The organism is Lysinibacillus sp. FSL K6-4013 (genome assembly GCF_038630435.1).
In the GTDB taxonomy this organism is placed as follows: Bacteria; Bacillota; Bacilli; order Bacillales_A; family Planococcaceae; genus Lysinibacillus; species Lysinibacillus boronitolerans.
Window position 1 is genome coordinate 337,308 of sequence record NZ_CP152031.1, and the last position, 20,637, is coordinate 357,944.

18 protein-coding genes are annotated in these 20,637 nt (G+C 37.1%); 13 read left to right on the forward strand and 5 right to left on the reverse strand.

Features of this window, described 5'->3' with window-relative positions; all coding sequences use genetic code 11:
• Positions 1–13 precede the first annotated feature (13 nt).
• The 6 genes from MHB39_RS01680 to MHB39_RS01705 all read left to right on the forward strand — a co-directional run bounded on the left by MHB39_RS01680 (position 14) and on the right by MHB39_RS01705 (position 8,497).
• A complete protein-coding gene (locus MHB39_RS01680; protein ID WP_342545682.1) occupies positions 14–901 on the forward strand; it encodes a MurR/RpiR family transcriptional regulator in 888 nt (295 codons plus the stop codon).
• A gap of 475 nt (positions 902–1,376) precedes the next feature.
• Positions 1,377–1,883, forward strand: coding sequence for a tail fiber protein (locus MHB39_RS01685; RefSeq protein ID WP_016991770.1), 507 nt, complete (start codon positions 1,377–1,379; stop codon positions 1,881–1,883).
• 12 nt (positions 1,884–1,895) lie between these two features.
• Positions 1,896–2,396, forward strand: coding sequence for a tail fiber protein (locus MHB39_RS01690; RefSeq protein WP_036075422.1), 501 nt, complete (start codon positions 1,896–1,898; stop codon positions 2,394–2,396).
• A gap of 18 nt (positions 2,397–2,414) precedes the next feature.
• Complete coding sequence (locus MHB39_RS01695; RefSeq protein ID WP_342545684.1) at positions 2,415–2,939, forward strand: tail fiber protein; 525 nt, start codon at positions 2,415–2,417, stop codon at positions 2,937–2,939.
• A 45-nt stretch (positions 2,940–2,984) separates the two neighbouring features.
• Entirely contained in the window at positions 2,985–5,171 is a 2,187-nt protein-coding gene (locus MHB39_RS01700) for an Ig-like domain-containing protein (protein WP_342545685.1), read from the forward strand.
• 62 nt (positions 5,172–5,233) lie between these two features.
• Positions 5,234–8,497 (forward strand): InlB B-repeat-containing protein, encoded by a 3,264-nt coding sequence (locus MHB39_RS01705; RefSeq protein ID WP_342545686.1) that lies wholly within the window; start codon positions 5,234–5,236, stop codon positions 8,495–8,497.
• Positions 8,498–8,631: 134 nt separating this feature from the next.
• Here MHB39_RS01705 and ugpC read toward each other — a convergent pair whose 3' ends face one another.
• The 3 genes from ugpC to MHB39_RS01720 all read right to left on the reverse strand — a co-directional run bounded on the left by ugpC (position 8,632) and on the right by MHB39_RS01720 (position 13,012).
• Entirely contained in the window at positions 8,632–9,714 is a 1,083-nt protein-coding gene (ugpC, locus tag MHB39_RS01710) for a sn-glycerol-3-phosphate ABC transporter ATP-binding protein UgpC (RefSeq protein ID WP_066038392.1), read from the reverse strand.
• Positions 9,715–9,820: 106 nt separating this feature from the next.
• Positions 9,821–10,684 carry a helix-turn-helix domain-containing protein gene (locus MHB39_RS01715; RefSeq protein WP_279493727.1) on the reverse strand — a complete coding sequence of 288 codons (864 nt, stop codon included), beginning with the start codon at positions 10,682–10,684 and terminating at the stop codon, positions 9,821–9,823.
• 141 nt (positions 10,685–10,825) lie between these two features.
• Positions 10,826–13,012, reverse strand: a complete 2,187-nt coding sequence (locus MHB39_RS01720; protein WP_342545687.1) for an MMPL family transporter — start codon at positions 13,010–13,012, stop codon at positions 10,826–10,828.
• Between the two features lie 124 nt (positions 13,013–13,136).
• Between MHB39_RS01720 and MHB39_RS01725 the strand changes: the two genes are divergently transcribed.
• The 6 genes from MHB39_RS01725 (at position 13,137) to MHB39_RS01750 (ending at position 17,518) form a co-directional block, all read left to right on the forward strand.
• Positions 13,137–13,757 carry a TetR/AcrR family transcriptional regulator gene (locus MHB39_RS01725; RefSeq protein ID WP_048391860.1) on the forward strand — a complete coding sequence of 207 codons (621 nt, stop codon included), beginning with the start codon at positions 13,137–13,139 and terminating at the stop codon, positions 13,755–13,757.
• A 183-nt stretch (positions 13,758–13,940) separates the two neighbouring features.
• Positions 13,941–14,237, forward strand: coding sequence for a cupin domain-containing protein (locus MHB39_RS01730; RefSeq protein ID WP_048391859.1), 297 nt, complete (start codon positions 13,941–13,943; stop codon positions 14,235–14,237).
• A 315-nt stretch (positions 14,238–14,552) separates the two neighbouring features.
• Positions 14,553–14,684 carry a hypothetical protein gene (locus MHB39_RS01735; RefSeq protein WP_255349861.1) on the forward strand — a complete coding sequence of 44 codons (132 nt, stop codon included), beginning with the start codon at positions 14,553–14,555 and terminating at the stop codon, positions 14,682–14,684.
• 83 nt (positions 14,685–14,767) lie between these two features.
• Entirely contained in the window at positions 14,768–15,196 is a 429-nt protein-coding gene (locus MHB39_RS01740; RefSeq protein ID WP_004227758.1) for a DUF1641 domain-containing protein, read from the forward strand.
• A gap of 45 nt (positions 15,197–15,241) precedes the next feature.
• Entirely contained in the window at positions 15,242–16,426 is a 1,185-nt protein-coding gene (locus MHB39_RS01745; protein WP_004227760.1) for an NAD(P)/FAD-dependent oxidoreductase, read from the forward strand.
• Positions 16,427–16,573: 147 nt separating this feature from the next.
• On the forward strand, positions 16,574–17,518 hold the full coding sequence (locus MHB39_RS01750; protein ID WP_333881155.1) for a methyl-accepting chemotaxis protein: 945 nt from the start codon (positions 16,574–16,576) through the stop codon (positions 17,516–17,518).
• Positions 17,519–17,616: 98 nt separating this feature from the next.
• Here the strand turns inward: MHB39_RS01750 and MHB39_RS01755 are convergent, their stop codons facing one another.
• Positions 17,617–17,754, reverse strand: a complete 138-nt coding sequence (locus tag MHB39_RS01755; protein WP_333006343.1) for a hypothetical protein — start codon at positions 17,752–17,754, stop codon at positions 17,617–17,619.
• Between the two features lie 102 nt (positions 17,755–17,856).
• On the reverse strand, positions 17,857–19,461 hold the full coding sequence (locus MHB39_RS01760) for a M20/M25/M40 family metallo-hydrolase (RefSeq protein WP_342545689.1): 1,605 nt from the start codon (positions 19,459–19,461) through the stop codon (positions 17,857–17,859).
• 436 nt (positions 19,462–19,897) lie between these two features.
• On the opposite strand from MHB39_RS01760, the gene MHB39_RS01765 reads away from it, so the two are divergent.
• Entirely contained in the window at positions 19,898–20,626 is a 729-nt protein-coding gene (locus MHB39_RS01765) for an IclR family transcriptional regulator (protein ID WP_036077981.1), read from the forward strand.
• Positions 20,627–20,637 lie beyond the last annotated feature (11 nt).

Here is a 20,637-nt window from a genome sequence, read left to right on the forward strand (position 1 = left end):
TGGAGCTGGAAAAATGGAAAAAATAAATGCGGGTTTAATTATGCTTGCTGAAATGTGCGAAAAGCTTCCACTCTCCGAAAAAAAGGTGGCAAGCTATATATTAGCACACCCAACACAGGCTATAAAAATGACAGCGGTTGAACTAGGAGAGGCAAGTCAAACAAGTAGTGCCGCAGTTATTCGTCTATGTAAATCGTTAAATATTAGTGGTGTTCAAGAGCTGAAATTGCGCATTGCTGGTGATTTACAACATGCTAAAATTGAAGATCGAGATATTGAGGCGAATGAAGCGTTGCCATCGATTGTAGAGAAGGTAACGACGCAAAGTAGTGAAATTTTGACACAAACAGCTAATTTAATAAATATTGCTGAATTAGAGCGTGCCATAACGGCCTTATCACAAGCTGATAAAATTATATTTTTTGGTGTGGGTGCATCAGGTATAGCAGCAATGGATGCAGACCAAAAATTTTTACGAATCAATAAAAATAGTAGGGCATTTGTGGATTTGCATTTAGGCGCTACAGCCGTTGTTAATACACAGAAGGGGGATGTAGTAGTAGGTATCTCCTTCTCCGGAGAAACGCACGAAGTGGCTAAAATCCTTGAAATAGCTAGCCAAACACCAGCCACTACAATCAGTTTAACGCGCTACGGTAGTTCACTAGTGTCTAGCCTAGCAGACATTTGTTTATATGTCTCTCCAAATGTTGAAGCAACTTTTAGAAGTGGTGCCACTTCCTCACGTCTAGCGCAGTTACTTGTCGTTGATATTTTATTTATGGGGGTAGTGACGAGTGCCTATGAGCAGACAGTGGATTATTTAGATGAAACACGTTCTGTTATTCAAGGGTTGCATAAAAAAGTGGCTAAACGAAAAAATAAAATAAAAACATATTAATATTAGTATGTTCAGCCTGTAGACAAAAGCAAACGAGACGTTTTCTCTCGATAGCTTTTGTCATTTTTCTTTTTCTCCCATATTAAAAATCAGTAAATAGGAACGCCTAGTTCATGACTAATTTATTATTAATTTAAATTTCCATTTTCTCTGTTGCAATGAAGGGAAATTATCCGAAATCATCTACTCTTATTTAGTGTCTTAGTAAGGTAAAAATAACGTTACAGGTAATCGTATTTCTAAGATCTTTTTGCATGAGTGATACCCGAAATAAAAATGAATTCTGTTTTAAGGTATATAGTTAAATATTATTATAAATTTCTCTCTTAAAAATTTCTTATAAGCAACAACAATGTATTGATATTTTGGATAGGTGAGTTAGTCCATTTTGGAAAAAATATATTCTTTAACCCAATTTTAACCTTGCTATTGTAATGTGCTAGGTAAAGCAATATTTTGTAAGGAGGTTTTAAGAATGGATCAATATGTCGGAGAAATTCGATTATTTGCTGGTGATTATGCCCCAGATGGCTGGGCTCTTTGTAATGGTCAACTATTATCTATTTCCGAAAATGAAATACTTTTTTCTTTGATTGGCACAACCTATGGGGGAGATGGTCAATCAACCTTTGCATTACCAAATTTTCAAGGCAGGGTTGTAGTACATCAAGGACAAAATCCAATGACTGGCACTACCTTTGTCAATGGTCAAATGGGAGGGGTGGAAACCGTCACTTTAAATTCATCACAGCTTCCTGCACATACACATCAGGTAAGGGCATCTTCTCTTGATGGCACAACACCAAGTCCAGAAAATGCTGTTTGGGCAAAAAATATACAATATTCGACACAACCACCAAATAGCACAATGAATGCCGCCATTGTTTCAAGTGTGGGAGGAAACGCTCCTCATAACAATGTAATGCCGTTCTTAACAATTAGTTACATTATTGCCCTTTACGGTATTTATCCAACAGAATAGGAGGTATGAAGGATGAGTGAACCATATGTAGGTGAAATACGATTATTTGGCTTTGGGACAGTTCCGAGGGGATGGGCACGATGCGATGGGCAAATATTGCAAATTAATACAAACCAAGCGCTGTATTCAATTTTAGGAGCAACTTATGGTGGTAATGGCTCCTCAACGTTTGCATTACCTGATTTAAGGGGAAGAGTTCCAGTTCATGTAAGTAGTAGTATCACACGTGGACAAAAAGCAGGAGAAGAGGTACATGTATTAACAATTAATGAGATGCCGACTCATTCACATATTGTTAATGGTAGTTCAGAAAGTGCTACGTTGAAAGTGGCTTCTGGAAACGTATGGGGTTCTTCTTTTAAAAACATCTATGAAACAGCACAACTTAATACACAAATGAGCATACAAGCTTTATCATCTGCAGGAAACTCACAACCACATCAAAATATGCAACCTTACAGTGTAGCGAATTACTGCATAGCTCTAGTAGGAATTTATCCATCAAGAGACTAGGGAAGGAGGAAGACGAAAGTGTCAGAAGCATATATTGGAGAAATTAGAATATTTGGCGGTAATTTTGCGCCAAAAGACTGGGCTTTATGCGATGGCAAGATAATAAACATTGCCTCGAATAGTGCATTATATGCTATTTTGGGTAACAGATATGGAGGAGATGGAAAAACAACGTTTGCATTACCCAATTTAAATGGTAGAGCAGCTATTCATCAAGGAACAGGTGTAGGATTAACGCCTAGAATTATAGGGAGTAGTGGCGGTGCACCCTCTGTAACGCTGTTGGAAAATGAGATACCTAGCCATAACCATCTAGCAAATTGTAACAATCTTCAAACCACTAATAATGATCCAACGGGTGCAATATGGACAGATCAGCAAGGGAAAGGAACTGTCCCAGTTTATACGCCACAAGTAAATAAACAAATGAATCTAATGACTGTTAATGTTGTTGGAGGAGGTCAACCACATAACAATATGCAGCCATACTTAGGACTGAACTTTATTATTTGTTTATATGGGGAATGGCCTCCTAAGAGTTAACGATTCATTAAATGAAGGGTGTGAAACCAAGAAGGAGAATATAGAATGGGAAAAAAGATATTAACCATAACCTTGTGTTTGCTGTTAGTCGCTTATAGTCAAATGGCAGGAATAGGGTTCGTGTCACCTTTAAAAGTGGAGGCGGCTGCATGCGATTCGCCAGATTTTCCAAGTTGTATACAGGATTTAAGTCAAGCTTCGTGGAAAGATGACACAAATAATGGCTTTGTAGTAAGCGGTATTCCTGGTGATAATGGTATTGATCTATTCACGTATAGCAATGGATCACAATTTCCAGCTGGTTATTATTTCGATGCAGATGAATATTCACCACCAAAATCAATTAGAATTTCTGCTGGGGAAAGCTTTGCAGGCGGGATCTTCGATTTAAAATCAATAAAAATTAATACGACTAATAAACATCTTGAAAACGATGCATTGTCCATAACAATTCAAGGGTATGATGAGACCGGAAACCCGAAAGGAAATCCTGTAACTTTTAAGACAGTTGCAAATCATGAGCCTATTTATGATATTCCTATTAATATAGAAGGAATCAACTCATTTGTCATTACTGCGAGTGTACAATATATACTTACTGTACAGGCGGGACTATGGGATTTAACGTTTACCCAATTTACGATTGATATCCCAAATAATAGTCCACCAACAATTACAAATGGTGCTATAACTTCTTCAAATATTACTACCTCAGGCGTACAGTTGGACTGGGCTAAAGCATCTGATGATATAACAGCTCAAGAGGATTTAGAATATCAAGTCTATCAATCTAGTAGTAACAATATTGATACGGTTAGTACCATAGAATTGAATGGGACACCGTTAGGCGGTTATACCAAAGATAGTAACTCCTTTAATGTTACAGGTCTTGTAGCCAATACTACCTATTATTTTAATATCATTGTCAAAGATACCAATGGCAATAAGAGTGCATATTTAATGCAGGAGGTAACAACCCTTGCCTTAAATAAACCACCGACATCCAGTAATGGAAGCATAGATGTAAACGAGGGTCAAGTGTATACATTTACTAGTACTTCTTTTGCTTTTTCAGATGAAGATGCTGGAGATACTTTGCAACAGATTCAAATCTCTACTATCCCAAATAGCGGACAGCTCTTTCTTGATAGCAACAATAATCAGCAATTTGATGGTGGGGAAGCTATTACAAATGGTATGACAATTAGTAAGGCTAATTTAGATGCAGGTAATTTAAGATATATTACGGAAAATGGCACATCTTCATCTTTTACATTTAAGGTAAGTGATGGTATCGATTTTAGTACTGACTATACAATGGAGCTAGTCGTCAATGCACGTCCAGCAGTGATAATTATACCAAATGATTCTAGTCCAACAAATAGCAATTCAATTCTTATAACTTTGGTATTCAGTGAGTCAGTGACAGGCTTTATGATTGGGGATATCGAAGTTACAAATGGAAATGTGGCAATTCTGTCAGGGAGTGGTACCACATATACAGCTCTTATATCACCTATTGCTGATGGAGCTGTGAAAATCAAAATTCCTGAAAAGGTAGTTGCAAATAGTGGAGGTGCATTGAATAAAGCATCAAATGAATTACAAATATTCTATGATAGTACACCACCTACTGATATTGAGCTCAATAATACTACTGTACAAGAAAAGAAACCCATTGGTACAACAGTTGGAACATTGGCGGCAGTGGATACAGGAAGCTCGCAAACATTCACGTATTCATTACAGTCTGGGGATACAAGCTTCTTTACGATTGATGGAAATGTATTAAAGACAAATATGTCGTTTGAATATGATACGAAAAATAGTTATAAGATTACGATAAGAGTAACAGATGAGGCTGGCAATACGTTTGATAAGGAGTTTACAATCCAGATTACTAAAAATCATGCACCATCAGGTTCTATCCTTGTTAACGGCGGACAAATCTCGACAAGTTCTATAAATGTTACCTTAACTTTGACGGCAACAGATTTAGAAGGAGAAGCGATAGAAATGCGCTTTTCAAATGATGGTATTACTTGGTCCAGTTGGGAGTCAAAAGTATCTACGAAAAGTTGGACTTTGTCCCATGGAGAAGGTAGTAAAACAGTTTATATGCAACTAAGGGATACTGCTGGCAATATATCAAATACATTCTCAGATACAATTGTTCTAGATACAACACCTCCAGTCATAACAGGGGTTACAAAATTTACAACACCAACGTAACCATTAGCTTTAATGAAGGAACGGCAACCTTGAATGAAGCTATTTTCACAAGTGGATCCACTGTGAGTACCTCCGGAAATTATACATTGGTAGTAACGGATAGTGCAGGTAATACGGCAACCATTACATTTGTGATTGATAAAGCTCTGCCAAAAGCTGTAGAGGTGAAGATCAAATCGAATAATCTGGATCCTACAAAGGCTAAGGTAGGAGATACGATTACCTTAACAATGAAAACAGATAAAAATATACAAGCACCTATAATTACCATTTCGGGGAAAGCTGCTATTGTAACAGGAGCATCCACGAACTGGCAGGCAACATATGTTATAGCCAATGATGATTTAGAGGGAACAGCACCTTTTACCATTAACTTTAAAGATCTGCTAGGTAATTCAGCAATAGAGGTAACGGACGTAACTGATGGAAGCTATGTCATTGTCGATAGCGTAAAGCCAACTGTAAAAAGGGTGACAATGGCTTCAAACAATGCTAATCAAACAGTTGCTAAGGTAGACGATGTAATCACAATCGACTTTGAGACAAGTGAGGACATTCAATCACCGAATGTATCTATCCTAGGACAAACAGCAAATGTAAATGATAAAGGTGATGGGGATGCTAAAACATGGCAAGCAAGCTATACGCTGAAGCCCGGAGACACAGAGGGACCAATTAGCTTTACAATTGATTATCAAGATTTAGCAGGGAATAACGGCTTACAGGTAACAGAGATTTCATCAGGAACAATTGTGATGTTTGATAAAAAGGCTCCTGAAATAACAACCTATTTCCCAGCGCATCAGGCAACTAATGTACAGCCTGCAGATAATCTTATATTAACATTTGATGAAAAGGTCTTACCTGTAACTAGTAAAAATATTGTCATAAGAAATGCTACAGATAACCAAATTGTCGAAACAATTGCTGTTACACAAGCAAATGTTTCTATCACTAATGAAACTGTGACAGTAAATCCTACGTTGGATTTAGCCCATAACACCACTTACAGCATTCAAATTGACGCAGGTGCATTTACTGATGTAGCAGGTAATGCGTATAAAGGTATTACTAATAATACATCCTGGAATTTTACGACTAGTGCACTGCAAACATATACGGTTACGTATGACAGTAACGGGGCTGATGGGGGGATAGTACCAACAGATTCAAAGGAGTATAAACATCAGGACCCTATCACAATACTGGGTAATACAGGTAATTTAATAAAAGCAGGCTATACATTTGTCGGATGGAATACGAAGGCTGATGGAAAAGGTGTTACTTATAAAATGGGGCAAACGATTCAAATGGGCAAAGGGAATTTGATCTTGTATGCTTTGTGGTCTAAAAACAATGTACCAGGAGATGGAGGACCATCAACACCTGATCCTGTTGCAACGGTTACGTATGACAGTAACGGGGCTGATGGGGGGATAGTACCAACAGATTCAAAGGAGTATAAACATCAGGACCCTATCACAATACTGGGTAATACAGGTAATTTAATAAAAGCAGGCTATACATTTGTCGGATGGAATACGAAGGCTGATGGAAAAGGTGTTACTTATAAAATGGGGCAAACGATTCAAATGGGGAAAGAGAATTTGATCCTGTATGCTTTGTGGTCTAAAAACAACGTACCAGGAGATGGAGGATCATCAACACCTGATCCTGTTGCAACGGTTACGTATGACAGTAACGGGGCTGATGGAGGGATAGTACCAACAGATTCAAAGCAGTATAAACATCAGGACCCTATCACAATACTGGGCAATACAGGTAATTTAATAAAAGCAGGCTATACATTTGTAGGATGGAATACGAAGGCTGATGGAAAAGGTGTTACTTATAAAATGGGGCAAACGATTCAAATGGGGAAAGAGAATTTGATCTTGTATGCTTTGTGGTCTAAAAACAATGTACCAGAAGATGGAGGATCATCAACGCCGAGTCCTACACCAACACCTGATCCTGCTGCACCAAGTAATCAGCTAAAGATAAATGTTGTAGATCAAAATATGCCAGATGATGTGGTCCTCCAAACCGTGTTAACACGTGTATTTAGTAACGGTAGCTTTCAAGATACAGTAAACTTTACGGTTGCAAATGCAAACGAGTTTCTTCGGATATTAGGAAATAAGGAAGATAAAAGATCTCGACTTGTGATCCCTAATATAGAACCACCAGCAAGTGCAACAAAGGTGATACTTGATAGAGGGGCTGCGAAACGATTAATAGAGGGCAAATCACATTTTAGTATAGCTATGGGAATGGTCGAAATAGATGTTCCTTTTGCTTCAATGAATGATTTTAATGAAGATATTTTCTTCCAAATTGTGCCGATTAAGGATGCATTGCAGCAAAAAGCTATCGAGGATCGGGCTAAAAAAGCTGAAATAGTTTTACAACTGGGTGATGGCGCTAATGTAAAACTCGTTGGTCAGCCAGTATCTATCGACACAAATCTCCAAAATCGCCAAGTAACATTGCTACTACCATTACCAGGGAATCTCACATCAGCTCAACGAGAAAATATGATGGTCTATGTAGAGCATAGTAATGGAACAGCTGAAATAATACATGGGCGTTTTGCAGAATTTACGAGAGGACAAACAAGTATAGCCTTTGATGTAGAGCACTTTTCTACATTTTCTCTACTTTATGTAGAACAAGAGCAGGAAGAAGGGCAACCAGAGAAAGAACCAATAGAGGTAGACAACACATTTGCTTCCTATATTCATGGTTATACAGATGGCACTTTCCGTCCAAATGCAAATGTCACTCGTGCCCAAATGGCAGCGATGTTGGCAAGAAACCTAAGTGACAATCATGTACCAGAAGCCTCTAATCTATTTTATGCGGATACAGCTACTTCATGGGCAAAAAATGATATTGAATATATTCGTACAGAAGGAATTATGCAAGGACGTCATGATCGATCATTCGGACCGAATGATATGATTACTAGAGCCCAAATGGCGGTTATTGCTATGAGATGGATTGATAAGCAATGTGTAGAAGGGTCTACAGATACCTCGTATTGCGAAATAACGACAAGTGGAGAAACATATAGTGATGTGACGTTCACACATTGGGCAGCAAAAGAAATCAATCGCCTAAGTGCGATAGGTATAATGGTTGGCTCAGGCAATGGTGAATTTAGACCTGAAGAAAAACTAACACGTGCACAGGCAGTAAAGGTACTGAATCGAATCTTTAATCGTCCAATACCAACTGAGGACACAGAACAAATCTTCAAGGATATACCAAAAGAGCATTGGGCTTACTTTGAGATTCAAGCCGCTGCAAAAAAAGATCAATAGAATAAGCACGCTAGGTGGATAATGCCTAGCGTGCTTTTAATTCGATATAGTAGTTTGAATAAATTCGATTGCCATCAATGGTATATACAGCTGGCTTTCTCTTCCCGAACTCATGGATTCGAAGCATGCATGCTTTAAAGACGTTCTTCTGTTTGAGGATCAAAGAAATGGATCTTTTCTTCTTTCATAAATAGGAAAACCTTGTCGGATGGATGAAAATTGTTATCAGCCTGTACTCGAGCAATAAAATTCTGATTTACTAAAGAACAATAGAGATAAGTTTCTGCTCCTAGTAATTCTGCAACATCAATCGTTGCAGTGAAAGTGTAAGGGGAAATAACATCTGTCATTTGTAAATCCTCAGGTCGTATACCCATAATAATCTCTTTCCCTAAATAATTTTTTTCCTTTAACAATGGTAAATGCATGGATGGGATAGGGAAGCTTTGCTCGCCTAAAAGGATCTCGGTATCTGTTAGACGACAGTGGAAGAGGTTCATGGATGGTGAACCAATAAAGCCTGCCACAAACATGTTAAGTGGTGTATTATATACTTCTTTAGGTGTCCCAATTTGTTGTATAAGGCCATCCTTCATCACTACCAGACGGGTAGCCATCGTCATAGCCTCTGTTTGGTCATGTGTGACATAGATCGTTGTCGTTTGAATTCGTTGATGGAGCTTCTGGATTTCTGCTCGCATTTGTACACGTAATTTGGCATCCAAATTAGAAAGAGGTTCATCCATTAAAAATACCTTAGCATCTCTGACAATTGCTCTTCCCAGTGCTACACGCTGACGTTGTCCACCAGATAGAGCTTTTGGTTTTCTTTTTAAATAATCCTCTAATCCTAAAATCTTAGCAGCTTCTTTAACACGACGATCTATTTCCTTTTTATCAACCTTTCGTAGCTTTAAGCTAAATGCCATATTATCATAGACTGTCATATGTGGATATAAAGCATAGCTTTGAAATACCATTGCAATGCTACGATCTTTTGATTCCACATCATTCATGAAAACATCGTCAATGTATAGTTCTCCCTTTGATATATCCTCTAAGCCAGCAATCATACGTAAAGTTGTGGTCTTACCACAGCCAGAAGGGCCTACAAACACAATGAATTCTTTATCATGGATATGCAAATTAAAATCAGTTACGGCCTGGATATTTTTATCGTAAATCTTATAGATATGCTCTAACCGTAATTCCGCCATACATACTGCACCCCTTTACTAGTCATATTTTCATTGTAAATGACTTTAGAATAGAGTGATATGGAAAGCTTGCACAGTGTTGAAGGCATAATTTGTGCAGTTGGTCTTAAAGTGATTCTAAGAAAATAATTGCGAGATAAACTTCTAGCCGATGGGAAAATTGCCGAATATCCTTTTGCGTCATTTGTTGAAATTTTTCTAAGCGATTTTGTAAGGTATTGCGGTGCATATACATTTTTTTAGAGGCTAATGTAATGTTTCCATCGCATTCAATCAATTTCTTAATTGTATGGAGTAATTCTGGCTGAGAAGTGGCTCTTTTTAGGATAGAGGAGATAAAACTTTCTTTCGCTTGATAGGCTAGATGCTGCGTTATATAAGGCACTAAAAGCTCTTGCTGTGTGAGTACATGCTTTGGTGTATAAGTCCAAATGGATGGTAGAAGGTGAACATACCAGTTAAATCGTTCCTTGGTTGTGGTGATGTTGTGTATAATATCAGAAACAAAAATTTTAAAATGAGTCTCTAAGTCTGCCATTATGGGATTAGCATAATGAGTCAAATCTAAAAACTCCTCATTGTAGTCGATACATTCGATTATGACAAATAATTGTGGCTGAAGCGATAGCAGTATAATATCCTTCCCAAGTAAAGCTTCGAAGACTGAACGCAATAATGTAGGTGTTGAAAAGTCTTTATCAAAGTGAAGAAATAACAAACGATGCATAGGAAGATTAGTTGGAGCAATATCTGTTTTATCTGTAAAATAATCAAGCCAAATCATATCATAGTTATCGTATAAAACAGTGGGGCCTGAGAATATTCGCAATAGCTCATATTCATTTTGTGTCATTGTGTGTATGGGAATTTCGTAAAGCTGATTGTCAAAATTAAATACATAATTTCCATCAGTTTTACCTGAGAAGGGGCTTAATAATGGGAAACGTTTCTGTAATTTTTGAAGATCCATGCATGCCACTCCTTATTTAAATAGAATGTAATAAGGTCAATTTACTATAATTATATGATGAAATGCTTATAGTATTAATATAAAAAACACGGACATGAGCAAGTATGACAATCATACCTAGCTAATGTCCGTGTTATCTATTTAGGCATCTTTTTTAAATAACTTACCTGGCCAGAAAGCATATTTACCTAGTACTGTTGTGATGGCTGGTACAAGTAATGGTCTTACAATAAATGTATCGAGCAATACACCAATGGCTGTCACAACACCAAATTGAACAAGCACTTGAATCGGTAATGTTGCTAGCACCGCAAATGTACCTGCTAGGATGAGTCCAGCAGATGTAATAACGCTTCCTGTTCGGACAACACCTTCTTCTACAGCTGTTAAATGGTCAGTGGTTTTGCGCTTTTTCCAAATCTCTGAAATCATAAAGATATTATAATCCTCTCCGAGAGCAACTAAGAACACAAAAGCATACAATGGAATAGCTCCAGAAATTGCCTCGGCCCCCATGATATGATGTAAGATTAACCATCCAGCGCCTAATGCCCCAAAATAAGAAATAATAACAGTCGCTAATAGATAAACAGTTGCTGTAATAGAACGTAAATAGACAAATAATAATAATGCGATTAAGGCAATCATGGTTGGCATGATTACTGTTTCATCTCGCTTAGTTATTTGTTGTGTATCATATTGACTAGCTGTTTCTCCACCAAGCCAAACATGTTTATCAGCGTTGTTGAGACCTTGTGCCTCTAGTATTTTAATAACCTCTTTTTGTAGTTCAGGAATATGAGCTAATGACTCCTGTGCATAAGGGTTGGCATCGAAATTGAGTTCATACAAGTGTATATTCTTATTTTTTTCGCCAATTTGTACATCTGCCACACTATCAATATACGAGATAGCTTCAAGTTGTTGCTGGATATTGATATCAGTACCTTCTGTGTCAATTACTAATTGAACAGGTGCTAGTTCTCCAGGCGAAAAATTCTCTTCTATTAATGTAAATCCTTCTCTAGACGGCATATCTTTTGGGAAGGATGAAAGCAAATCAAATGTATATTGAATTCGCGGAACAAATGCCGCCAACCCTCCAAGTAAGATTACAGTTACAGCGATAACGACCCAAGGTTTATGGGTAACAAAATGACCAATTTTATGACTAATCTTATGTGAAGGCTTATGCTGTTTCTTGCCCTTTTTCTTGGCCATTTCCTCCGTTCGAGGAGTGAAGGGGAAGAACGCTACTCTCCCAATAAGGACAAGAATTGCTGGTAGGACAACAAGTGCTGCGACCCCCATGACAAGCACACCAAAACTAAATGGTACAGCAAAGCGTTGAAATGCGCCATAATGGGCAAGACTAAGGGTCGCTAAACCTATAACTACTGTTAGGGCACTCATTAAAATAGCACCACCCGATTCTTTAACAGCTAGCTTCATTGCGACCGTCTTATCCTCAACATCAAAGAGTATTTCTCTATATTTTGAAATTAAAAATAAACAATAGTCAGTACCTGCACCAAATAGTAAAACAGTCATAATGGAGACTGCCTGTGAATCTTTATCTATCCATCCCTGTTCAGCAAAAAAACCAAGTGTCGGGCTAATCACACCATAGGCAAGCCCTACAACAATTAAAGGAATAATAGCTAGCAATGGAGAACGATAAATAATAATAAGTAATACTAAAACGAGTAATACAGTTGCGATCAATAGCTTCACATCTGCTTGTGAAAATAAACTAACAGCATCAGTGGCAATTCCCACTGGTCCAGAATAGCGCACATGGAGTGCATCGCTTGATAATTTATCATCTAATTGGACTTGATAGCCTTCCATTATTTTTGTCAGCTTATCTAAACTATCCTGTAGCATATCTGTTGCGACACCTTTTTCAAAAAACACAGGTGTAACAATTGTTGTACCATTTTCAGAAGCGGAAGCCATTAAAGCCTGAGGTGGCATTTGATCAAATGGTGGAACCATTGTTTGATGGGCTAAGGGCTTTGCTTGCAGCTCGTTGTATACACCTTGTATAGCCGAAAAATCATCAGGTGTTAAGCCATTTTCACGATGCCACACCAACAATAGAGGTGTTCCAGCATCATTAGGAAATTGCTCTGCAATAATGGACGCAGCTTGCTCAGACATTTCGGTATTAGGTAAGTTTTTGCCTGACTCACTTTCTATACTATTGATTTGTGGCCAAGCAAATGAGAATACAACTACTAATAGCACCCAAAAAGCTAGTGCTAATAATCTTCCCTTTTTACTTGCAACCATTGAGCCCCATTGCTCAAGTGGATGTTTTTTCATCAAAAGACCTCCATTTCATGTAAGTGATTTAATTATATATACTAGAAGGTTAATTAATCAATCCATAAATATTAATATGTTATAATATGCGTAAAAAGAATGCTTAATTAAGGAGGCGAACTTGTTGAAACAATCACCGCGTGTTCTCGGGAGACCTCGCCATGATGAAAATGCGAAACCTACAAAAGATATTGTCCTTGAAACGGCCACAAGACTTTTTATTAAAGAGGGCTACAAAAATATTTCAATGGATGATGTAGCAAAGGCTTGTAACGTAACAAAGGCGACTGTCTATTACTACTACCCAACTAAAGGGGATTTATATACATCTGCTTTAATCGCTATGATGGATCGTATCAAGCTATCTATTCTACAAATTTTAGAGCAGCCTAAACCATTTAAAGAACGACTCGAACAGCTCGTTGAGGTTCATTTATCAGCCACTATCGATATTGATATGAAAAATTTTATGAAAGAGGCTACCATTAATTTATCGGAATCGCAGCTGAGACAAGTTCAAGCATCCGAAAATGGTATGTATCAAACAATAGAGCATGCTATGCAAAAAGAGATGGAAAAGGGCACAATTCGAAAAGGAAATGCAAAGTTTTTCGCTCATAACTTTATGGCATTGATGACTGTAGGGTATTTTAAAGATGGGGATGGTAAAACTTTGCTAGGCTCAGTAGATGTGACGGCAAAGGAAGTAACAAATTTCTTCTGGCTTTCTGTTGAAAAACGTTAACACAAAATAGGTTTGTAAAAGGAGTTATCTCATTCATTTGGGATACTTCTTTTTTAGTGATGTAAGTCACAGACAATCAGAGTGATTCTTCATTTTAGTGGGGGTGTGGCCTAAAAAGTAGTGGAACATCGTAAATCAAAAGAACCTATAATAGCATAAAAACAGTGTAATGGAGGAATGACAATGACAATTATACCAATCCAAGCAATGCTAGAAGAAAAGACAAAACATATTGGTAAATTAGGGAGTATCGCTGGTGCAGATATTTTGAACATTCAATTGCGTGCAGGTGAAAAAATCCCTGAGCATCGTGCGGACAATGAAGTGCTAATTATTGTTCAATTTGGTGAAGTTCGCTTTATTGTTGAGGGTGTGGAAGAAATTTTAACACAAGATACAATTTTAACTTTAAAACCATCTGAAAAGCACAGCTTAGAAGCAGTTACAGACGTTCGTGTTATTGTCATTAAATTAAAATAAAAAAAGCTCCTATATTCTACAATCTACTTTGTTAGCCAAGAGGGACACATTTCTATTGCACTAACAAAAAAGATATAGCGTCCTTATTGAATATTACTAGAGAAACCTAAAGCTGTCGTTTATCTGCTTTCCAAAGAGAAGGGGATATAGAGATGACAGGAAAAGGAATTATCAATAAAAATTATGATGCGCTGGAAAATTTATTATAGCAAGACAGTTAATAGTTGATGAAATCAATGAATTTTGAAAAGATTGTCGAAATTGTGATATAGCTCATTGAAATAATGTACAAACAGTCTTATAATGAAGGTTGTAATGTCACCAAGACAAGATAAGGATGGTATTATGATGCGCTTTTTGCGATTTAAAGTAAACATTGTAATAACAAGTCATACGAATCGCTATCCAGCCCTTGTGACTGGTGATTGTGTAAGATATACGCTGTAACGACTGTTAAGTTTTACCTTAATGGTCTTTTTTACATGTAAGCAATAAAAAATAGTACTAGTGATGGCAAAGGAGAGTTCAAAATGTCAGAAACGAATAACCAAACACAGGCTGAACAAGTAACTGTGAGTAAAGAGCAATTAGATGTACTAGATCAATTATTAAAGCCTGAAGTTCAAGAATCACTAACAACTTTAGTTGAGCAATTACCAAAGTTAACTGAAATGATGACATTATTAACGAAATCATATGAGTTTGCTCAAGCTGTTGCAACAGACGAAGTGCTTAAAAACGATACTGTTGGAGCAGTAACAGAAATCGCTGGTCCTGTAGTGGGCTCTGCGAAAAACCTTGCAGCAACTGCAATTGAAGCGAAAGACCGTGCATCTGAAAGCCATGAAGTAATTGGTTTATTCGGTCTTGTGAAAATGTTAAAAGACCCTCAAGTTCAAAATGTTTTCCGTTTTGTTAATGCTTTCTTACAAGTAAGCTCAGAACGCAAAGCCAAATAAGACTCAAGGTAAATTCAATTCGTAAGGACGGAGGATTAATTAATCATGTCAAAAGAAATCGTCATCTTAGGTGCAGGTTACGCTGGCGTTTTAACTGCATTAACAGCACGTAAGTATCTATCAGCTGATGAAGCTAAAATTACTGTAGTAAACCAATTCCCAACACACCAAATTATCACTGAGCTTCACCGTTTAGCTGGTGGTACAATTGCAGAAGGTGCTGTTGCATTACCACTTAAAAAAATCTTTAAAGGTTTAGATATCGACCTACACATTGCGAAAGTATCAAAATTTAATGTAGATACTAAAAAAGTTGATTTAGATAATGGTTATACATTAACTTATGACACACTTGTAGTATCTTTAGGTAGCCAAACTGGATTCTTTGGTATCCCAGGATTAGAAGAAAACTCTATGGTTCTGAAATCAGTAAATGATGCCAATAAAATCAACAAACATATTGAAGACCGCATTAAAGCATATGCACAATCTAAAGATGAAGCAGATGCAACAATCGTTATTGGTGGTGGCGGTTTAACAGGTGTTGAGCTTGTTGGTGAAATCGTGGACAACTTCCCGAAAATCGCTGCAAAACATGGTGTTAATTTTGCTGACCTTAAAATTAAACTTGTTGAAGCTGGTCCGAAAATCTTGCCAGTTCTTCCAGATACACTTATCCAACGCGCTACTGAAAGCTTAACTAAACGTGGCGTAGAATTTATTACAGGTACACCAGTAACAGGTGTTGACGGCAACGTTATTTCTTTAAAAGACCGTGAACCAATTGTTGCAAATACACTTGTTTGGACAGGTGGGGTAGCTCCACTTCCAATCGTAGGCGAATCAGGTCTAGCTGCTGATCGTGGAAAAGCAACTATTAATGAATTCTTACAATCTACGTCACACGAAGATGTCTTTGTTATTGGTGATGCATCTGTTGCACTACCAGCTGATGGAGGTCGTCCACTATACGCTCCAACAGCACAAGTTGCATGGCAAATGGGTGAATGTGCTGGTTATAATGTATTTGCACAATACAAAAACCAAGACATGAAAGCATTCTCAGCTGTAAACTCTGGCACACTTGCAAGCTTAGGTCGTAAAGATGCTGTTGCTACAATTGGTGCGAGCAACACAGAGCTTAAAGGCCTTCCTGCAACATTAATGAAAGAAGCTTCTAATATTCGTTACTTAACACATATTAAAGCTTTATTTGGTTTAGCCTATTAAAAAACAAAACACTCACTACTATCACGCTATGTCGTTGTTAGTAGTGAGTGTTTGTTTTTTTCTAAAGATGTATATTAATTACTTTAAATCCAGTAAAATAAATACATATTCAATATTCTATTTTCTGAGGTGATGGCTGTGTTAACAATGTTCCAAACAAAAAAAGTAGATATAGAGCAATTTAAGGCTAAAATTGATGAACTGAATGCAAAGCTGGATAAGAAAGATCATGAATTTCAAATTTTTTTAAATGAGTTACATAAGGAAATCATTGAAACTATTGAACAACATAACAAGGTAAATGACCAGCATACTATTTTAGGAGAAATGGTCGCAGATATTGTAGGAGAGTTTAATAAAGTTGAGGATAGCACAATTCACTCCAATAAAATTTCTGAAAATGCCCTAGATAAAGGCAATTTATTAATCTCTTCCTCGGATCAAATGATGACATTATCGGTTGAAAGCAAGCAGGCTGTTCAGGAAGTAGAGCATTTGATTGATGCGTTGGGAGAGCAGTCTCAAAAAACGTCTTTAAGCATGAGTAATTTAAGTGAGCGCTCAAAGCAAATAGCTGAAATTGTAAATGTAATTGGAGAAATATCAAATCAAACCAATTTACTAGCTTTGAATGCATCTATTGAGGCAGCAAGAGCAGGGGAGCATGGTAAAGGCTTTTCGGTTGTTGCCGAGGAAGTTCGCAAATTAGCTGAAAATACGAAAACAAGCACAGAAGATATTGCTAATTTAACAAAGAAAATCGAAGAACAAATTGGACTTGCTTACGAGGATAATAAAAATAACATGCAGCTAGTAACGGAAGGCATTGATAAAAGTGCTAAAACATCAGTAAAAATTGATCAATTACTGCACATTATGACAAATGTTCAAACGGGAATAAATGAGCTATTAGCTTCAATTAAAGATCAGAAGCTATCAAACGAAGATGTTATACATAAATTTAATAGGACGACAGCTTTATTTGATGAAACAAATCGCGTTCTAACAAGCCATATTGATGAATCAGAAATTGTAACAAAAAAATTATTAGAGGCAGTTGATCAAGTAAAGCATTTCCCAACTGAAAGATAGAGATTTTAACTTCATTCTATGGAAATTTAAAAAGCAAGAACCCTGCATAGCAGCAACTTTTCAACTTCTTAGTGACTACTACAGGGTTCATTTAATTATTACAAAAAGTCAACTTCAGTCATTTCATTCATCAATTTTCCATCTCTCATACCGCATCTTTCCATGATTTGAACACCTTGAGCGGTCCTCCACTGTGCTAACGCTGACTCGATATAGGCAGCATCAGTCCTATACAAAGATATACTCCACATAACAACATTTTCTATTTGTCATCCCAGATTAATAGGTAACAAATAGGAGGATGAGAAAATCAGTTATAGAATAAAGCTCCTTTTTACTTAAAATAAACTTTTAATCAATGTATCAATCATAACAGGCATCTCTTTAAACGCACTATCCACATGCAATCGTTCTGTTTTTTGGTGGGCATCCTTCCCAAATGGACCGACATTTAAGACAGGACCTTGTAATGCCGTCATTTCTTTGAATGGAATATGATACGTATCGCCCCATACTGGTGTGTTTCGTTCAAATGCTAGCCACTCATTGGATGCATCTGAATAGTTGACATAGCTTAAATCACAAATTCCGTTAAAGTAATGGATCTGCTCCACCTCAATATCAAAGGTTTGAGCTGTTTGCTTCATTAATTCAATCGACTGTTTCACTAATGGATGATTGGATGAATTAATGGCTGGATAGTAAGGTGGTGCATATAACAGGACGGTAGCAGGCGCTAATTCCTGACAGCGAATCATGAGCTGATCCACAATACGAATGGATTTTTCACGATCATCCCATGCACGATGCTGCTGCACCTGCTGCTTAATCGCTTGAACTTCTTCAGCCCCTAGCTTATGGATGGCATGCTCCAATAAGGCCTCGTAACGTAAAACCTTTACCTTGCCCACCCCCTGCACATTTTCTCGTGTACAAATGGCCTGATAGTGTGCATTGCAAGCAGCCATAGCCTGTAACGCAACTTCCTCAAAAATAGCCATCACCTCTGCCGCTGTCCGTTTTAATAAAAAGACATTGTAAAGTGCCGCCGCACGGTATGGTGTTTGTGTAGAATACTCCATTTTTAAATCTTTTAATTGTAGAGAGACAGGTAGTGGTGTGCTTTCACCTAAATCTGTTTCACGGAAAAGGGGGTTCCACTCCATATGCTGTGTCATATAGGAGGCGATAAAGGTAGCCGTCATTCCTTTTAATGGCTCACCAACATGTGTCTCTTTTCCATAGAACAGCGCAGCAGGCATGATTTTACCAATTGTACCTGAATAAATATATTCATTCGTATCTGACGGCCCTTGTGAAAACGATGGCTCACTATTTAAAAATAATTTATAGGATAAACCATACTGCTCACGTAGTCTCACCAGTTCCACAACAGCCGCTCTCATACCAGCAGAGTTGACTTCCTCATCAGGAACCGTCGTTAAAATCAAATTAATCGGCCATTGCTCAAAGCTTGCCTTTTCGATCAGCTGGATGTGTAAGGCAAGGCCCATTTTCATATCCATTGTGCCGCGTCCAAATAAGTAATTCCCTGACTCCAGGTCAATGCGGGCTGCCTCTGGTAAGTCTTTTAGGTATTTAGGTTCTAGGAGCTTTTTCGTTAGTTCTTCTGGAGAAAAGGCTAACGGCTCTAGTTCACCATATTCCTCCGTATGCACCGTATCAAAGTGACTGATTAATACAACGGTTTCTGTTGCCGTTGGATGCTTATAGAAGGCTGTCACCGCATTTCTGCCAAGTCCTGCATCATGTAATTCAATCAACTCCGGGTGTTTTTCAAAATATGGAAGCGTTAACAATTTATCTTTTAACTGATAGGCAAATTTATTTTCGCCCTCCGTTAATGTTCGGCTTTCCCAGCTCACAAGTTCACATAATAGGGCACGTAGTTTTTCAGGTGTATCCCACATAAAAGCATTCATGATTTTTTCTCCTTTTATAGTAATATGTTTTATTTTCATGATGATATAAATAGATAATTAGAAGAGAAATACATATTTTTACTGTCATTTATTTTTCACTATACGAAATTAAATCTATATAGTGGAATATAAATTCATCGTAAATGGAAAACAGCAAATTGTCAATTTTAATTTTTGTGAATACTCGTAATTTTCCGCACTAATTGAGTGGAACTATGTATATATTTCATGTAGCATCTATTTATATGCATAAAAATTAGTTAAAATAAAATGAAACTACATTCAAAAGTAGGGCTACATGTAAAAAATTGAAGGTACATAAAAATTTGATAATTTGCATGAATTTTAATTTCATAATGATCCCAGTTAAAGCTAACTGGATCTATAAAAACCTTAAGATAGTGATCATATGGGGAAATGAAAGGGAGTAATTGTAATGATTCAATCAATCGAAAGAGCTATGTTAGTTATAAATATACTGGCGAAGCATCCGAAGCGTTTTTTTACTGTGCAAGAAATTTTTAATGAAACAGACTTGCCTACTAGCACAATATACAGATTATTATATACATTAGAAAGTTTTGATTTAGTAGAGAGAAATGAGAATAAAAAAGAATTTCGATTAGGGTATACATGGTTGCAACTGGGTATGAAAATGTATCATGAGACGGATATTAGAGAAAAAGCGCATCCTCTATTAGAAAACCTTGCATATAATGTTCGCGAAACAATCTATTTAAGTATTGCTAAACAGTTTGCATCCATTATTATTGATCGAATTGATAGTCCTAAAAATGTCCGTATTATTGATATGATTGGTGAAAAAATCCCATATCCTATAGGGGCTCCAAATAAAGTATTGCTTGCGTTTTCTAAAAGCGATGTACAGCAACAATTTTTCCAACAACTTGAGGAGCCTGAAAAAGAAAAATTGATAGAGAGCCTCAATGATGTAAGAGAAAAAGGCTTTGCCATAAGCGTTGGAGAAAAAACAAAGGGGACAGTATCCATAGCAGCACCTATATTTGATTCAAATAAACAAACAATTGCAGCCATTAGTGCAGAGTGCTTTGAATATGATACAGATGCTGAAAAATTAGAAAGTATAACACAGGAAGTCATTAAAACTGCACAGCAGCTATCCTATGAATTAGGGTATATATAAGATTGCTTATT

Excerpts from the sequence above, each read along its gene's own strand:
- MHB39_RS01735 (WP_255349861.1), top strand. The coding sequence starts at position 14,553 with ATGTCACCAAGACAAGATAAGGATGGTATTATGATGCGCTTTTTGCGA.
- MHB39_RS01690 (WP_036075422.1), top strand. The coding sequence starts at position 1,896 with ATGAGTGAACCATATGTAGGTGAAATACGATTATTTGGCTTTGGGACA.
- MHB39_RS01685 (WP_016991770.1), top strand. The coding sequence starts at position 1,377 with ATGGATCAATATGTCGGAGAAATTCGATTATTTGCTGGTGATTATGCC.
- MHB39_RS01680 (WP_342545682.1), top strand. The coding sequence starts at position 14 with ATGGAAAAAATAAATGCGGGTTTAATTATGCTTGCTGAAATGTGCGAA.
- MHB39_RS01720 (WP_342545687.1), bottom strand. The coding sequence starts at position 13,012 with ATGAAAAAACATCCACTTGAGCAATGGGGCTCAATGGTTGCAAGTAAA.
- MHB39_RS01750 (WP_333881155.1), top strand. The coding sequence starts at position 16,574 with ATGTTCCAAACAAAAAAAGTAGATATAGAGCAATTTAAGGCTAAAATT.
- MHB39_RS01730 (WP_048391859.1), top strand. The coding sequence starts at position 13,941 with ATGACAATTATACCAATCCAAGCAATGCTAGAAGAAAAGACAAAACAT.
- MHB39_RS01740 (WP_004227758.1), top strand. The coding sequence starts at position 14,768 with ATGTCAGAAACGAATAACCAAACACAGGCTGAACAAGTAACTGTGAGT.
- MHB39_RS01765 (WP_036077981.1), top strand. The coding sequence starts at position 19,898 with ATGATTCAATCAATCGAAAGAGCTATGTTAGTTATAAATATACTGGCG.
- ugpC (WP_066038392.1), bottom strand. The coding sequence starts at position 9,714 with ATGGCGGAATTACGGTTAGAGCATATCTATAAGATTTACGATAAAAAT.
- MHB39_RS01760 (WP_342545689.1), bottom strand. The coding sequence starts at position 19,461 with ATGAATGCTTTTATGTGGGATACACCTGAAAAACTACGTGCCCTATTA.
- MHB39_RS01745 (WP_004227760.1), top strand. The coding sequence starts at position 15,242 with ATGTCAAAAGAAATCGTCATCTTAGGTGCAGGTTACGCTGGCGTTTTA.
- MHB39_RS01700 (WP_342545685.1), top strand. The coding sequence starts at position 2,985 with ATGGGAAAAAAGATATTAACCATAACCTTGTGTTTGCTGTTAGTCGCT.
- MHB39_RS01715 (WP_279493727.1), bottom strand. The coding sequence starts at position 10,684 with ATGGATCTTCAAAAATTACAGAAACGTTTCCCATTATTAAGCCCCTTC.